Source organism: Oryzomicrobium sp. (assembly GCF_021287045.1).
Classification (GTDB): domain Bacteria; phylum Pseudomonadota; class Gammaproteobacteria; order Burkholderiales; family Rhodocyclaceae; genus Oryzomicrobium.
The window spans coordinates 1-15,333 of sequence record NZ_JAJTBG010000012.1; the positions used below are offsets into that span (position 1 = coordinate 1).

At 70.7% G+C, this 15,333-nt stretch carries 12 protein-coding genes; 6 read left to right on the forward strand and 6 right to left on the reverse strand.

From position 1 onward, the window contains the following. The first annotated feature begins 999 nt into the window (after positions 1-999). Positions 1,000-1,224, forward strand: coding sequence for a DUF3079 domain-containing protein (locus LWW89_RS13575; protein WP_293265048.1), 225 nt, complete (start codon positions 1,000-1,002; stop codon positions 1,222-1,224). A gap of 35 nt (positions 1,225-1,259) precedes the next feature. On the opposite strand, the gene LWW89_RS13580 is transcribed toward LWW89_RS13575, so the two are convergent. Beyond that, positions 1,260-2,525 (reverse strand): Hsp70 family protein, encoded by a 1,266-nt coding sequence (locus LWW89_RS13580; RefSeq protein WP_293265050.1) that lies wholly within the window; start codon positions 2,523-2,525, stop codon positions 1,260-1,262. A gap of 114 nt (positions 2,526-2,639) precedes the next feature. Further along, positions 2,640-4,127: a PLP-dependent aminotransferase family protein gene (locus tag LWW89_RS13585; RefSeq protein WP_293265052.1), complete on the reverse strand. Its 1,488-nt coding sequence runs from the start codon at positions 4,125-4,127 to the stop codon at positions 2,640-2,642. Between the two features lie 106 nt (positions 4,128-4,233). On the opposite strand from LWW89_RS13585, the gene LWW89_RS13590 reads away from it, so the two are divergent. The 4 genes from LWW89_RS13590 (at position 4,234) to LWW89_RS13605 (ending at position 8,936) form a co-directional block, all read left to right on the forward strand. Next, positions 4,234-5,505 carry a benzoate/H(+) symporter BenE family transporter gene (locus tag LWW89_RS13590; RefSeq protein ID WP_293265054.1) on the forward strand — a complete coding sequence of 424 codons (1,272 nt, stop codon included), beginning with the start codon at positions 4,234-4,236 and terminating at the stop codon, positions 5,503-5,505. Beyond that, positions 5,502-6,353 carry a YggS family pyridoxal phosphate-dependent enzyme gene (locus LWW89_RS13595; protein ID WP_293265056.1) on the forward strand — a complete coding sequence of 284 codons (852 nt, stop codon included), beginning with the start codon at positions 5,502-5,504 and terminating at the stop codon, positions 6,351-6,353. The genes LWW89_RS13590 and LWW89_RS13595 overlap by 4 nt, the downstream gene beginning before the upstream one ends. Before the next feature lie 92 nt (positions 6,354-6,445). After that, entirely contained in the window at positions 6,446-7,720 is a 1,275-nt protein-coding gene (gene glyA, locus LWW89_RS13600) for a serine hydroxymethyltransferase (protein WP_293265058.1), read from the forward strand. A gap of 253 nt (positions 7,721-7,973) precedes the next feature. Next, a complete protein-coding gene (locus LWW89_RS13605) occupies positions 7,974-8,936 on the forward strand; it encodes an alpha/beta hydrolase (protein WP_293265060.1) in 963 nt (320 codons plus the stop codon). Here the strand turns inward: LWW89_RS13605 and LWW89_RS13610 are convergent. Beyond that, positions 8,917-9,441 carry an LEA type 2 family protein gene (locus LWW89_RS13610; protein WP_293265062.1) on the reverse strand — a complete coding sequence of 175 codons (525 nt, stop codon included), beginning with the start codon at positions 9,439-9,441 and terminating at the stop codon, positions 8,917-8,919. The genes LWW89_RS13605 and LWW89_RS13610 overlap by 20 nt on opposite strands. A gap of 225 nt (positions 9,442-9,666) precedes the next feature. Here LWW89_RS13610 and recQ point away from each other — a divergent pair, with 225 nt between their 5' ends. Beyond that, a complete protein-coding gene (recQ, locus tag LWW89_RS13615) occupies positions 9,667-11,496 on the forward strand; it encodes a DNA helicase RecQ (RefSeq protein ID WP_293265206.1) in 1,830 nt (609 codons plus the stop codon). A 470-nt stretch (positions 11,497-11,966) separates the two neighbouring features. On the opposite strand, the gene LWW89_RS13620 is transcribed toward recQ, so the two are convergent. From LWW89_RS13620 to LWW89_RS13630, 3 genes are all read right to left on the reverse strand, one after another. Continuing rightward, a complete protein-coding gene (locus LWW89_RS13620) occupies positions 11,967-12,800 on the reverse strand; it encodes a fumarylacetoacetate hydrolase family protein (RefSeq protein WP_293265064.1) in 834 nt (277 codons plus the stop codon). Between the two features lie 51 nt (positions 12,801-12,851). Further along, complete coding sequence (locus tag LWW89_RS13625; protein ID WP_293265066.1) at positions 12,852-13,433, reverse strand: YkgJ family cysteine cluster protein; 582 nt, start codon at positions 13,431-13,433, stop codon at positions 12,852-12,854. A 173-nt stretch (positions 13,434-13,606) separates the two neighbouring features. After that, positions 13,607-15,232, reverse strand: coding sequence for a DEAD/DEAH box helicase (locus LWW89_RS13630; RefSeq protein ID WP_293265068.1), 1,626 nt, complete (start codon positions 15,230-15,232; stop codon positions 13,607-13,609). Positions 15,233-15,333 lie beyond the last annotated feature (101 nt).

Genomic DNA, 15,333 nt, shown 5'->3' on the forward strand with positions numbered 1-15,333 from the left:
AACTCAGCCCTAACGCCAGCACTGACGTTTGGCGAGACCACCGACACTCAAAACCGGCTCTCTCACCAAGCGCTGTAGCGACTAGAAGCGCTGCATTTCGCCTGGACGGCGAGCCACTTTCTGTCCGGCGACAGAAAGTAGCCAAAGAACGCCGTGCCCGCTCCCCCGCCGACAGACCAATGAAGCCGGCCTGCCGGTCCCCTGCGCTACTCGCCCGGGACGGGGGCTGCGGAACTCGGCCTGCGGCCTCGGACAGTCCTCGCCCTTTTCCGTCCTGACCTGCGTTGCTCGGCGGGGCAGAAGGGCACACTCGGGGGCACTGTGGCCCAGCTGCCAGGAGCAAACCAGGCGAGGCGTGGAGCTGGTGCTTGAAATGTGATTTTCCAAAGTCCGCGCCAGTATTGGCTTTCCGGGCACCGCCATCCAAGAACAAGGACTGGCGCGGGCTTTCACAGGGCCGGCTTGCAGATCAAGCACTGGCGCGCCTTTCCGGCCTCCTTCATCCGGCCAAGCAATCCAAACGCCCCGACCCCAATGCCGGCACGGCCCCCTCCCCCCTTCGCCTCCGCCGAGCAGCGCAACCGACCCGGGGAAGTGTCGGCGAGGACTGTTTGAGGCAGCAGGCCGAGTTCCGCAGCCGCCCCGGGATGGCGAGCCGCGCAGGGTACCGCCGGGCCAGCCTTATCGGCCCGGCGGCGGGGGCGCAGGGGTCGCCTATCTCACCGGTCCGTACAGGCGACCCAAAAGAAAGTCACTCGCCGTCAAGGCGAAATACAGCCCCAACTCCAGCACTCACGCCCGGCGAGGCCACCGACGCTCAAAGCAACACCTCTCACCAAGCGTCGCCACGCACCGAACCGCCAGGCTTCGCCTGACGGCGCGATTTCTTGACCCGCATCAAATGCCCCGCAACATAGCTGAGTAATCTACTCAACTATCCCTCCGCCCGAACAGTGCCGCCACCCGCGGCCCACCGGGCTGGCCCCGTCGGAGATCCCCATGGCCAAGAAATTTCCCCTCCACCCCAAGCACCCGGAGCGCATCTGCTGGGGTTGCGACAAGTACTGCCCGGCCGAGTCGATGCAATGCGGCAACGGTTCGGGGCGCACCCTGCACCCGGCGGAAATGCTCGGCGACGACTGGTACCTGTACGGCGACTGGGGCATCGACGGTAGCGAAGAGATGATCGTCCCCTCGGCCCTCCCCGCCAAGACCGCCTCCTGAGGCAGGGGTAGCGCCCGCCCCCAGCAACCCCGTCTTCAGCCGTAGCGCCGCGCCGCCTCCACGGCCAGGCCTGCGCCGATGCTGCCGAACAGGTCGCCTTCCACCGCCCGGGCGCCGGGCAAGAGGTTGGCGATGGCCCGGCGCAGGCGCGGGATGCCGCTGGAGCCGCCGGTGAAGAACACGGTATCGATGTCCCCCGCCGCTACCCCGGCGTCGCGCAGCAAGGCCGCCACCGTGGCCGCCACCCGCTCCACCAGGGGCGTGCCGGCCGTATCGAACTCGTCGCGCCGCACCGGCTGGACCAGGCCGGACTCCAGCCGGTCGAGGCTCAGATCGGCCACTTCCGCCCCCGACAGGGCGATCTTCACCCCTTCCACCTCGTTGGCCAGCCAGTGGCCGGCCCGCTCGTCGAGCAGGGCCAGCAGACGGGCCGACTTTTCCTCATCCCGGGCGTCCAGGGCCAGGCGCTGCTGCTCGGCCAGGCTCTGGCGGGTGTAGGCGAAGTTGATGGTGTGCCAGGTGGCCAGGTTGAAGAAGACGCTCGACGGCATCTCCCGGCCGGTCTTGAGCTGGCTGCGGTAGCCGAGCAGGGGCATGGCGCAGGCCAGGCTCAGGCTGCGGTCGAAGTCGGTGCCGCCGATGTGCACGCCGCCGTTGGCCAGCAGGTCGCCGCGCCGGTCCGCCGCCCGGGCCCGCTCCGGGGAAAGGCGGATCAGGGAAAAGTCCGAGGTGCCGCCGCCGATGTCGGCCACCAGCACCAGTTCTTCCCGGTCGATGCCGGTTTCGTAGTGGTAGGCGGCGGCGATGGGCTCGAACTGGAAGCTCACGTCGGCGAAGCCCACCTCCCGGGCGATGGCCGCCAGGGTGTCCTCGGCGGCCTGGTCGGGGGCCGCGTCGTCATCGACGAAATACACCGGCCGGCCCAGCACCACCTGGTCGAAGGAGCGGCCCGCCTTGTCGTCGGCGCGGCGCTTGATCTCGCCGATGAACTGGGCGAGCAGGTCGCGGAAGGCCAGGGCCCGGCCCTGGACCTCGGTGCGGCCGTCGATCAGGCTGCTGCCGAGCAGGCTCTTGAGGGAGCGCATCAGGCGCCCTTCCGACCCGGCCAGGTAGTCCGCCAGCCCGGCCCGGCCAAAGCGGGTGACCGCCTCTTCCGCGTTGAAGAACACCACGGAAGGCAGGGTGGCCTTGCCGTCCTCCAGGGGCAGGAGGGTGGGCAGGCCGGGGCGCAGGCAGCCGGCGGTGGAGTTGGAGGTGCCGAAATCGATGCCGCAAGCGCGGGCGGCGGAAACAGGAGTCATGGACGGGCCAGGGTGCTGCGAGGGGCGGGGATGCTAAGCGAGCTTGGGCGCCCTGTCCATCCCTGCGACGGGCCGACGAGCGCCTGAAGACGCATCGACGGCCCGCCGCTGCGTTCAGCGCCGCAGCGCGCGGAACACCCCCGCCAGGGTTTTGACCGCCGCTTCCAGCTCGTCCGGGGCATACGCCGCGAATCCCAGCAGGAAGCCGGCCTGCCGGGGCTCCGCCGCATGGAGGCCGGTCAGCCCCATCAGTTCGATCCCGGCCCGCCGCGCGGCGGCGATGGCGTCCTGCTCGGCGATGGCGCAGGTCAGCAGGCAGGGCAGCTGCAAGCCGCCGATGGGCACCCGGGGTTCGACGAACCCGGCCAGGTGGGTGCGCACCAGGCGGACCAGGGTGTCCAGCCGCTCGGCGTAGACGCCGCGCATGGCGCGCACGTGGGCGCCGAAATGGCCGCCTTCGATGAAACGGGCCAGGGTCAGTTGGGCGATCGAGGCGCTGTGGCCGTCGAGCAGGGTGCGCGCCACGGTCATCGGCTCCACCAGGGCGCTCGGCAGGACCATGTAGCCGATGCGCAGCCCGGGGAACAGGGACTTGGTGAAGGTGCCGATGTAGATCGTCCGCTCGTGGGGGTCCAGCCCCTGCACGCAGGCCGTGGGCCGGCCGGCGTAGTGGAATTCGCTGTCGTAGTCGTCCTCGATGAGCCAGGCCGGCTGCCGCGCCGCCCATTCGATCAACGCCAGGCGCCGATCCAGGGCCAGGGTGGCGCCGGTGGGGAACTGGTGCGAGGGAGTCAGGCAGACTGCCTTGGCCGGACGGGGATCGGCGCGCAGGCGTTCCACCAGGAGGCCCTGGGCATCGAGCGGAATGGGCACGCACTCCAGGCCGGCGGCCTCGAAGGCCCGCCGCGCCCCGTGGTAGCCCGGGTCCTCGATGAAGATGCGCTCGCCGGCGTCGAGCAGCACGTTGGCGCACAGCGCCATGGCCTGCTGGGAGCTGGTCAGCACCAGCACCCGGTCGGCGCTGGCGTGGGCGCCCCGCTCCAGATTGACGTAGTCGGCGATGGCCCGCCGCAGCGGCGCCATGCCCTGGGGGTCGCCGTGCCGCAGCGCCTGGCTGCCGTATTCCTTCAATACCTGGCGCTCCAGGCGCTCCCAGATCGACACGGGAAAGCCCCGGGTTTCCGGCACCCCGGGCACGAACGGGCGCAGCACCGAAAAATCGCGCACGCCGCCGCCCTTGAACATGACGGCACCGCGCTGGCTGAGGGTGGCCGCCTGGGTGCGCGGCGGCCCCAGGCGCCGCGCCTGGCCACGGCCGGAGGGGCGCTGGGTCATCTCAGAAACGAAGCTGCCGCTGCCCACCCGCCGCTCGATGAAGCCCTCGGCGTGCAACTGGCCGTAGGCCGCCTCCACCGTGTCGCGGGAAACCCCCAGGGACGCCGCCAGGGCGCGGGAGGCCGGCAGCGGCTTGCCCACGCCGAGGGCGCCGTCGAGGATCAACTGGCGGATGGCGCGCTGGATGCGGGCGTGCAGCGGCAAGGCCGCCTGGGCGGGGTCGGCCAGCCAGGCTTTGACCGATTCGAGTTGGGAATGCTTGAACAATTGGCAGGTACACCTTGAAAAAAGTGGCGGGGAACATCAGGCCATTTACGCCGTATAAATCGGCTTCAAGCCCAGGTCAAGCACCGGGCCTTCAAGGAGCCTACCCATGCCGTCCCCCCACCCGCCCCCGTCCTTGCGCCTCAGCGATCTTACCCACCCGGTCGTGGCCGGCCTGATTTCGGTCATCGTCAATTACGGCGGCACCTTCATCCTGGTCTTCCAGGCCGCCAAGGTGGCCGGCCTGAGCCCGGAACTGACCGCCTCCTGGGTGTGGTCGGTGTCGATCGGCGTGGGGATCACGGGCCTCTTCCTCAGTTGGGTCGCCCGGGAGCCGATCATCACCGCCTGGTCCACGCCGGCCGCCGCCTTCCTGGTCACGGCCCTGGCGACGACGCCCTACGCCGAGGCGGTGGGCGCCTACCTGATCTCGGCCGCCGCCTTCGTCCTGCTCGGCCTGTCGGGCTATTTCGAAAAGGTCATCCGGCTGATCCCGCCGGGCATCGCCGCCGGCCTGCTGGCGGGCATCCTGCTGCAATTCGGCATCGGCGCCTTCGGCGGCATGAGCGTGGACCCGCTGCTCGCCGGCCTGCTGATCGTCGCCTACGTCGCCCTCAAGCGCTTCACCGCCCGCTACGCCGTGGTGGGCATCCTCACCCTGGGGCTGGCCTTCCTGCTGCTCCAGGGGCGCGTGGACCTGTCGGGGCTGGAACTGCGCCTCGCCGCGCCGGTATTCACCGTCCCGGCCTTCTCCCTCAACGCCCTGCTCAGCGTCGCCCTGCCCCTCTTCCTGATCACCCTGACCGGGCAATACATGCCGGGCATGCTGGTGCTGCGCAACGACGGCTTCAAGACCAGCGCCAACCCGATCGTCACCGTCACCGGCCTGGGCTCCCTGCTCATGGCCCCCTTCGGCTCCCACGCCTTCAACATCGCCGCGATCACGGCGGCCATCTGCACCGGCAAGGAGGCCCACGAAGACCCATCCAAGCGCTGGATCGCCGGCATCGCCGCGGGCACCTTCTACATCCTGGTCGGAGTCTTCGGCGTCACCCTGGCCGCGGTGTTCATGGCCTTTCCCGCCACCTTCATCACCACCCTGGCCGGGCTCGCCCTGCTCGGCACCATCGGCGGCAGCCTGGCCAACGCCATGGCCGACGCCAAGTCCCGGGAAGCCGCCCTGATCACCTTCCTGGCCGCCGCCGCCAACATCAAGCTGCTCGGCATCGGCGGCGCCTTCTGGGGGCTGCTGATCGGCCTGGTCGCCTACGCGGCGCTCAACGGCAGCCTGCCGCGCCGCCAACCGCGCCACGAAGCGGCATCCCCGCTCCAGCCCGCCCTCGTCCCCGAACCGGCCGCCAGCGGCGGGAGCGCCAAGTGACGCCCAGCCCGCAGCCTGCGCCGCCCGGAACGTCGGCAACGTCCGGAGCCCCCGCAACGTCCGGTACACCGACCTGGCACGAACGGCACGGCCACTATCCCCGGGCCGACAGCGTCGCCGACTTCCAGCGCAACCTGGCGGCGGTCCACGGGCGCATCGCCGCCGCCTGCCGGCGCGTCGGCCGGGCGCCGGAAGAGGTGCGCCTGCTGCCGGTGAGCAAGACCTTCGACGACGCCCACCTGCGCCTGGCCTACGCGGCGGGCTGCCGCCAGTTCGGCGAGAACAAGGTGCAGGAGGCCCAACGCAAGTGGGAGGCCCTGGCCGACCTGGCGGACCTGCGCTGGTCGGTCATCGGCCACCTGCAAACCAACAAGGCCCGACTGGTGGCGCGCTTCGCCAGCGAATTCCAGGCCCTGGACAGCCTGCGCCTGGCCGAGGCCCTGGATCGCCGCCTACAGGCCGAGGGGCGTGGGCTGGACGTGTTCGTCCAGATCAACACCTCCGGCGAGGCCAGCAAGTACGGCCTGGCGCCGGAGGAGGCCGCCGCCTTCCTGGGCGCCCTGCCCGCCTTTTCCGCCCTGCGCGTGCGCGGCCTGATGACCCTGGCCCTGTTCTCCGCCGAGGCGACCCGGGTGCGCGCCTGCTTCGCCCTGCTGCGCCAGCTGCGCGACCGGCTGCGCCAGGACGCCCCCGCCGGCATCGGCCTGGACGAACTGTCCATGGGCATGTCCGGCGACTTCGAGATCGCCGTCGAGGAAGGCGCCACCGTGGTGCGCGTCGGCCAGGCCATCTTCGGCGCCCGCGCCCTGCCGGACAGCCACTACTGGCCCGCCGCCGGCGCCCCGTGAGCGGATGCCGCCCCTCCATCCCCATCCCCCTCGCCGCGCCGGCCTCGGCGCGGGAGCCCTCCGACCATCCCGACCCTTCAGGGAGCATCACCATGCACGACCACTCCGCCATCCTGGCTGAACTCAAGGACTTCGACGCCGAACTGGCCGAGGCCATGGCCGGCGAAGCCCGCCGCCAGGAAGACCACGCCGAACTGATCGCCTCCGAGAACTACGCCAGCCCATTGGTGATGGCCGTGCAGGACTCGGTGTTCACCAACAAGTACGCCGAGGGCTACCCGGGTAAGCGCTACTACAGCGGCTGCGCCCACGTAGACGTGGCCGAGCGCCTGGCCATCGAACGGGCCAAGGCCCTGTTCGGCTGCGACTACGCCAACGTCCAGCCCCACGCCGGGGCCCAGGCCAACGCCGCGGTGTTCCTCGCCCTGGTCAATCCGGGCGACACGGTGATGGGCATGAACCTGGCCCAGGGCGGGCACCTGACCCACGGCAACCCCTCCAATTTTTCCGGCCGCCACTACCGCATCGTCCCCTACGGTCTCGACCCGGCCACCGGGCTGATCGACTACGACGAAATGGAGCGCATCGCCCTGGAGACCCGGCCCAAGCTGCTGATCGGCGGCTTTTCCGCCTATTCCCGGCACAAGGACTGGGCGCGCATGCGCGCCATCGCCGACAAGGCGGGGGCTCTCTTCTGGGTGGACATGGCCCACGTGGCCGGTCTGGTGGCGGCCGGCGAGTACCCCAATCCCCTGCCCCACGCCCACGTGGTCACCAGCACCACCCACAAGACCCTGCGCGGCCCCCGGGGCGGCCTCATCCTGTCCCAGGGCCAGGGCGAGGCGTTCAACAAGAAGCTCGATTCGGCGGTGTTCCCCGGCATCCAGGGCGGACCGCTGATGCACGTCATCGCCGCCAAGGCGGTGGCCTTCAAGGAAGCCCTGGCCCCCGAATTCACCGCCTACCAGCGCCAGGTGGTGACCAACGCCCGGGCCATGGCCGCCGTGCTGCAACGGCGCGGCTATGCGATCGTTTCCGGCGGCACCGACAACCACCTGATGCTGATCGACCTGTCGGCCAAGCCCTACACCGGCAAGGACGCGGACGCGGCCCTGAGCGAGGCCTGGATCACCGCCAACAAGAACTCGGTGCCCAACGACCCGCGCTCGCCCTTCGTCACCTCCGGGCTGCGCATCGGCACCCCGGCCGTCACCACCCGGGGCTTCGGCGTGGCGGAATGCGAGCAGTTGGCGGGCTGGCTGTGCGACGTGCTCGACGCCCTGGAATCCGGCACCAGCGCCCAGGTGGCGTCCCGGGTGCGGGAACAGGTGGTGGCCCTGTGCCGACGCCATCCGGTGTATCGCTGACGCGGCGCATTTCTTGGGCGCGGGCACGGGGCGGCGTTCTCCCCAGAATCCGTGGACAGCGCTGTGGATAAGGTGGAAAACCGCCTGAACATTCAAGGCTATGACGGCGCGCTGAAAAAACAGGCAGAGGGGCAAAAATTCCGGAGGCGGGCCCGCCGGCACGGGGACCGCCCTCCCCGGCAGCGGCCGTCAGGCGGGGCGGCAGCGGCGCCCCGTATCATGGGGCCTCGCCCCCTGCCTCAGGCTGACCGCCATGCCGCTCCTGCCCCGCGCCATTCCGTCTTCATCCCCCGCTCCCGGCACTCGTGCCGCCTCGCCGAAGGCTTTCCCCGGGCGCATCGCGGCGCTCGCCGGCCGGCCCCTGGCACGATGCCGCCGACTGGCCGTCGGGCTCATGCTGGCGGCGCTGGGGGCAGGCCTGGCCCCTCCCCTGCTCGCCGACGAAGCCGCCAGCCGGGTGGTGACCATTCCGACCCGGCCCGGGGTCGGCGAGAAGATCCTCTACCGCACCGTGCCCGGCGCCAAGGCCACCCTGGTGCTGCTCGCCGGGGGCCACGGCGGGCTGCAACTGGCCGACGACGGCGCCATGAAGTGGGGCAGTGGCAATTTCCTGGTGCGCAGCCGGGAGCGCTTCGCCGCCCGGGGCTTCAACGTGGCGGTGCTCGACGCTCCCTCCGACCGGCAGTCCTGGCCCTTTCTGGAGGGCTTCCGCCAGACGCCGGAGCACGCCGCCGACGTGGCCGCCCTGATCGCCTGGCTGCGCCGCGACAGCGGCCTGCCGGTGTGGCTGGTGGGCACCAGCCGGGGCACCCAGTCGGCGGCCTACGCCGCCACCCGCCTGGCACCGGCCCAGGGGCCCGACGGCCTGGTGCTGACCTCCACCATCCTCACCGACACGCGCAACTGGCCGGTGCCGTCCATGGCCCTGGATACGCTGGTCATCCCGGTGCTGGTGGTGCACCACCGCTACGACGGCTGCAAGCTGTGCAACCCGGCCGAGCTGCCGCGCCTGATGGAACGGCTCGGCCACCCCGGCGGCGCGCCCCGGGAACTGGTGCTGATGGAGGGCGGCACGAGCCAGGGCGACCCCTGCGAGGCCCGGGCCTACCACGGCTTCAACGGCATCGAGGACGAGACGGTGGCGGCCATCGCCGCCTGGATCGACGCCAACGGCGCCCCCCGCACGAAGGCCGAGGTCAGCGCTTCGCCCCGTTGAGCAGGGCCGCCACCGGCACCTCGCCGTCCCGGGTGAAGGGAATCTTGCCCAGCCCGCCGGCGCTCACCGTACCCTTCAGCCGGTAGGGCAGGGTTTCCGGCAGGCGGCCGTCGCCGTCGCGGCGCAGCTTGCGGAACTGCTTGAGCCAACCGTTCAGGTCGCTGGTGGCGAACACGGTGACCACCGCCTCGCCCTGGCGCGGCACGCTCACGGCCTCGGCGGACTGGCCCCGGGCCAGGGGCTCCCCGTTCAGGTCCAGGGTGAATTCCAGACCTTCCACCGGCAGATCCCGATCGTTGGGGTTGCGCACCCGCAGCAGCAGCCGGAAGCGCTGCTCGAACAGCCGCACCTCGTCTACTTGCAGGGACGACAGGCTCACCTCCGGTCGGTTGGGGTAGCCGCTAAGGGCCGAGCAGCCGGCCAGCAGGGCGGCACAGAGCGCCAACAGGGCGAAAACGGCGGCGGGAACGAGGCGGACTGGGCGGATGAGGCGGAAATGGCGCATGGAAGAACGGAAGCGGAGCGCCCGCCGGGGAAAGGCGGGTCGGGACGGGTAGAATAGCGCATCCGGGGATCGGCCTCGTCCGCCCCGGCCGCGCCATCCGCCCCATTCCGGCCATCCGGCCCGCCACCACCTTCGCCGCTGCGCCCCAGGTTCCAGCCGATTCCCGACGTGTCTTCCGCCGCCCTCGCCACCACCTCCACGCCGCCCCGCCCCACCGACGCTCCCCTGGCCGACCAGGCCCTGCACGTGCTCCAGCACGTCTTCGGCTACCCGGCCTTCCGCGGCCGCCAGGCCGACATCGTCAGCCACGTGGCCGGCGGCGGCGACGCCCTGGTGCTGATGCCCACCGGCGGCGGCAAGTCCCTGTGCTACCAGATTCCGGCCCTGCTGCGCCACGGCGTCGGCATCGTCATCTCGCCGCTCATCGCCCTGATGCAGGACCAGGTGGAAGCCCTCACCCAGGTGGGGGTGAAGGCCGCCTACCTGAACTCGACCCTGGATTTTTCCACGGTGCAGCAGATCGAGCGGCAGCTGTTCACCGGCGAGCTGGACATGCTCTACATCGCCCCGGAACGGCTGATGACCGACCGCTCCTGGAGCCTGCTCGACCGGCTGGAGGAAAGCGGCAAGCTGGCCCTGTTCGCCATCGACGAGGCCCACTGCGTCAGCCAGTGGGGCCACGACTTCCGCCCCGAATACCTGCAACTCTCGGCCCTGCACGAGCGCTATCCGGCGGTGCCGCGCATCGCCCTCACCGCCACCGCCGACCACGCCACCCGGGACGAAATGATCGCCCGCCTGGGCCTTGGCGAGGCCCGGGTGTTCGTCTCCAGCTTCGACCGGCCCAACATCCGCTACACGGTGGTGGAAAAGGACACGCCGAAGCGCCAGCTGCTCGCCTTTCTCAGCGGGCGGCGCAAGGAATTCGGCGTCGAGGCCGGCATCATCTACTGCCTGTCGCGCAAGAAGGTCGAGGAAACCGCCGAGTGGCTCTCCGGCGAAGGCTTCGCCGCCCTGCCCTACCACGCCGGCCTGGGGGCCGAGGTGCGCGCCGCCAACCAGCGCCGCTTCCTGCGCGAGGATGGGCTGATCATGGTCGCCACCATCGCCTTCGGCATGGGCATCGACAAGCCCGACGTGCGCTTCGTCGCCCACCTTGATCTGCCCAAGAGCCTGGAAGCCTACTACCAGGAAACCGGCCGGGCCGGCCGGGACGGGGAAGCCGCCGAGGCCTGGATGACCTACGGCCTCCAGGACGTGGTACTGCAACGCTCGCGCATCGACGATTCCACCGCCCCCGAGGACCAGAAGCGCCTGGAGGCCCAGAAGCTCAACGCCCTGCTCGCCTACTGCGAAACGCCCCGCTGCCGTCGGGTGGTGCTGCTCGACTACTTCGGCGAGCCCAGCCAGCCCTGCGGCAACTGCGACGTGTGCCTGGACCCGCCCACCCTGTGGGACGGCACCGACGCGGCGCGCAAGCTGCTCTCGGCCGCCTACCGCACCGGCCAGCGCTTCGGCGCCACCCACCTGATCGACGTGGTGCGCGGCAAGGCCAACCCCAAGGTCAAGGAATACGGCCACGACCAGCTGCCCACCTTCGGCGTCGGCAAGGATATGGACGAGGCGGTGTGGAAGTCGGTGGCCCGCCAGCTGGTGGCCGGCGGCTACCTGCGCGCCGAACTGGCCGAGCACGGCGCCCTGAAGCTCACCGAGGCCGCCCGGCCGGTGCTGAAGGGCGAGCAGACGGTGGAGATGCGCCGCGCCACGGTGCGCGCCAAGTCCAGTTCAAGCAGCAGCGGCTCGCGCCTCAAGGCCAGCCAGGACCTGTCGCCGGAAGCCGCGCCCCTGTTCGAGCAGCTGCGCCAGTGGCGCTTCGAGGCGGCCAAGGAACAGGGCGTGCCGGCCTATGTCATCTTCCACGACAAGACCCTGCGCGAAATCGCCGAGATGCGCCCCGCCTCCCGGGGCCACCTGGCCCAGGTGCCCGGCGTCGGCGCGGCCAAGATCGACCGCTACGGCGACCAGATCCTGTCGGTGATCCGGCGGGCGGAGTAAGGCGGAATAAAGGCGGGGTAAGAGCGGAAGCCGTGGGCGTGGCCGGTGTTGCGGCCGACGCCGGCGATGGCGCCGCTGCGGCCCCTCCACCCCGCTCCCGCTTTATTCCCTCTTTTCCCCCATTCCCCCGGCCCGGCCGATGCCGGATTGCCGGGTGGGATCGCCGGATTGCCGGCGCCTCACGCACAAGGTGCAGCGCCGCTCCAGCATCAGTGATGCAAGCCATGCTGGCGGTGCAACGCCGCCAGCAACACCGCACAGCGCCACCATCGAATTGCCCGGAAACCGGGCGCTCCAATACATTAATTTTTTTCAAGTATCTCGGCAGGCGCGTTGCCAAACTCTACTACTGGCGCGGACCTTCGCTTTTCCGCCCGCAGAACGTATTAATTTTTTTCATATATCGCCCGGCAAGGCGATTCAATCCCGCCTACCGGACGGCGGACATGGGCGGCAGTCGCGGCGGCAGTTCAGACCCGCACCCTCGCCGCGCCCAGGCCGGCGAAGCGCACCGTCAGGGTTTGCCCCGGGCGGGCGAAGTGGACGCCCAGCCAGGCGCCGGTGGTGACCACCGTGCCGGCCGCCAGGGTGCCGCCGTCGGCGGTGGCGTGGCGCAGCCAGTGGGGGATCACCCACAGGGGCGAGCCACAGGGATGTCCGCCGGCGCCTTGCGCCACTTCCTGGCCATCCACCTCCAGGCTGCACGCCTGCCCTGCCCAGTCGTGACCAATCCAGGGCCGGTAGGGCTGCCATTCCCCCAGCACCAGGCCGCCGTGGCAGAGCAGGTCGGCCAGCTTGAGGGCGTCCGGCGCCGCCAGCCCTTCGTCCCAGCGGGAATCCACCAGTTCGATGGACACGCACAGGGCGTCCAGCCAGTCGGCCAGATCGTCCGCCGTGGCGATGGCGGCGGCCTCGGCGGGACCCACCGGCCGGCCCAGGCGAAAGGCCACCTCGGCCTCCACGCCGATCAGGTGGAAGCCCTGGCCGGTGGCGTCCGCCGGCGCCGCCGGGGTGCCGGACCACACCCCGGCCGGTGGCAGGGGGGCATAGGCAGGAATGGCCTGGGTGTCGCCGGCCCCGGCCTTCCAGTGGCCCGCCCGGTGGCGCGCTTGCCACCAGCCCAACTGGCCGGCCACCGCGTCCTGGACCCGGTAGCCGGCGGCCGTGTCAGGGACCCGATCTGCCAAAAGCGCGGTGGGAACGGTGCGGCCGCTGCGGCGGGCCGCGCAGAGGGCGGCCACCAGGGGCGCCAGCGGATCGGCGGCGGCGTTGGCGGCGTCGGTACGGTCAGCGGAATCGGTCATGAGCGGCAGGGCGAAAAAGACGAAACAGCCGGAAACGGCGCGGCAACCCGATCAGGCTGCCATGGGCGGCGTGTTGGGGTTGTTGGGGGTATTGGGTGGCTCCTCGTCCGGCGCATCGCTGGCGTCGGCGCGGCGGCCCGGCCAGGGCAGGATCACGGCGCCGCCCATCTCGGCCTCGCCATCATCGTCACTCGCGATGGCGGGCGGGAGCGGCACCACGTTGCCCCCACCCGCCTCCAGGCCGGTCTGGACCTCCGGCGGCAGGGGCACGCCGTACAGGCTGCGCAGGCGGATGCACTCCGGGTTCCAGGAACCGTCGTCGAGAAACACCGGGAACTCCCGGCAGGGGGACGGGCGCTGGGCGTAAATGCCGCAGCGGCCGTCGTCCTGAAAGGCCGCGCAGCGGCCATGGCCGGCCTCGGTGCCGCGCATAGCGACGCGGAACGGGGTGACCGGCACCGTCAGGGCGGCGGGCACCAGGCCCCCCGGGTAATCGTCGGTTTCGCCCTGGTAGAAGGAGACCCGGTAGTGGCGGCAGCACACGCCGCAGCCGTCGCAGGGGTTGTCGCTGGCGGACATGTCGTAGAAGACGCGCCCGTCCTCGGTCTGGATGACGATTTGCCTGGGAGCCATGGTGGTTTTTGCGCTGGCAGCGGTTGATTAAAAAACAGGCAGCAAAAAGCATTGGACCAACAAAAGGGCGGGAAGACTCGCGTCTTCCCGCCCTTGTGGCTGTGTACGGCGATTATAGCGCCGTATCGCTTCGTTTAGCGCCGCATAGCGCCGTTTGACCACCGCTCAGGGGATCAGCGCCCCCGGCTGCCGTTGCGGTGGCCCGGACCGCCGCCGAGCAGGGCTGCCCGGCCGGTGTTGCCGCCGCCGCGCCGTTCCGGATGCTGGTCGTGACGGCGCTCGGGGTGCCGCTCGCCCTGGGATTCCGCCGGGGCGGCGCTACGGGCCTGGCCGTCCGTGTTGCGGCCATCGCGGCGCGGAGCGCCGGCGTTGCCGTTGGGGTTGTTCGGGTTGCCGCCCGGGCCCCGTCCCTGGGAAGGCGCGCCGTTATTGGGCCGCGGGCTGCCCCCTTCGGAACGCCGCGCCCCGCCTTGTTCCTGGCGGCCATTGCCCGAAGCGCGTTGCGGGGCCTGGCCCCGCGGGGCGCCCCGGCCACCGTTACCGCCATTGCCGCCATTGCCGCCGTTGTTGCCACGCCCGCCGGGCTGGCCGCCACGGCCTTGGCGCTGCGGGTTGGCAGGCGCGGTGGAGGGGCCTTCGGTGGGCTCGAAGCCGGGCAGCACCAGCCGCTCCAGGTCGCGCTTGATCAGGCGTTCGATGTCGCGCAGGTAGATGCGCTCGTCGGCGCAGACCAGGGAATAGGCCTCGCCCTCGGCGCCGGCCCGGCCGGTGCGGCCGATGCGGTGCACGTAGTCCTCGGGGACGTTGGGCAGTTCGTAGTTCACCACGTAGGGCAGCTGGTCGATGTCGATGCCCCGGGCGGCGATGTCGGTGGCTACCAGGGCCACCAGCTTGCCGGACTTGAATTCGGCCAGGGCCCGGGTGCGGGCGCCCTGGGTCTTGTTGCCGTGGATGGCGGCGGACTTGATGCCTTCCTTGTCGAGGCGCCGGGCCAGGGCGTCGGCGCCGTGCTTGGTGCGGGTGAACACCAGCACCTGGTGCCAGCCCCGGTTCTCGAACAGGTGCAGCAGGGCGTCCTTCTTGCGGTCCTTGTCCACCGGAATGACGGTCTGGGCCACGGCTTCGGCCGGGGTGTTGCGGCGCACCACCTCCACCGATTCCGGGTTGTGCAGGAAGCCCCGGGCCAGGTCCTTGATCTCGTCGGAGAAGGTGGCCGAGAACAGCAGGTTCTGGCGGGTGCCGGCAGGCGGCAGCAGGGCCATGATCTTGCGGATGTCGCGGATGAAGCCCATGTCGAGCATGCGGTCGGCTTCGTCGAGCACCAGGATCTCGACCCCGGACAGGTCCACGGTGCGCTGCTGCACGTGGTCGAGCAGGCGGCCCGGGCAGGCCACCAGGATGTCGATGCCGTTGCGCAGGGCCTGGATCTGGGGATTCATGCCAACGCCGCCGAACATGGCCAGGGATTTGAGCGGCAGGTGGGCGCCGTAGGTGCGCACGCTCTCTTCCACCTGGGCGGCCAGCTCCCGGGTCGGGGTGAGGATCAGGGCGCGGGGGCGCTTGAGGCTCTTGGACAGGGGGCTCTTCTCGGCGGCGCCGAGCTTCTGGCTCAGGAGGTGCAGGATCGGCAGGGTGAAGCCGGCGGTCTTGCCGGTGCCGGTCTGGGCACAGGCCATCAGGTCGCGGCCGGCCAGCACCACGGGAATGGCCTGCTGCTGGATGGGGGTGGGCGTGGTGTAGCCCTGGGCCTCGATGGCGCGCAGGATCGGGGCCGCCAGGCCCAGGTCGGTAAACTGCATGGAATGTTGCTCCGGGAGCCGGCCACCGCGCTCATGGGAGCGGGTCAGTCTGGGCAGACTCGTCAGGGAGGGAAAGAGTGCCGGAAAGCGCGGCCGGATCG

Coding starts and splice junctions, on each gene's coding strand:
- LWW89_RS13630 (WP_293265068.1), bottom strand. CDS start 15,232: ATGCAGTTTACCGACCTGGGCCTGGCGGCCCCGATCCTGCGCGCCATC.
- glyA (WP_293265058.1), top strand. CDS start 6,446: ATGCACGACCACTCCGCCATCCTGGCTGAACTCAAGGACTTCGACGCC.
- LWW89_RS13590 (WP_293265054.1), top strand. CDS start 4,234: ATGCCGTCCCCCCACCCGCCCCCGTCCTTGCGCCTCAGCGATCTTACC.
- LWW89_RS13620 (WP_293265064.1), bottom strand. CDS start 12,800: ATGACCGATTCCGCTGACCGTACCGACGCCGCCAACGCCGCCGCCGAT.
- LWW89_RS13575 (WP_293265048.1), top strand. CDS start 1,000: ATGGCCAAGAAATTTCCCCTCCACCCCAAGCACCCGGAGCGCATCTGC.
- LWW89_RS13610 (WP_293265062.1), bottom strand. CDS start 9,441: ATGCGCCATTTCCGCCTCATCCGCCCAGTCCGCCTCGTTCCCGCCGCC.
- LWW89_RS13605 (WP_293265060.1), top strand. CDS start 7,974: ATGCCGCTCCTGCCCCGCGCCATTCCGTCTTCATCCCCCGCTCCCGGC.
- LWW89_RS13625 (WP_293265066.1), bottom strand. CDS start 13,433: ATGGCTCCCAGGCAAATCGTCATCCAGACCGAGGACGGGCGCGTCTTC.
- LWW89_RS13580 (WP_293265050.1), bottom strand. CDS start 2,525: ATGACTCCTGTTTCCGCCGCCCGCGCTTGCGGCATCGATTTCGGCACC.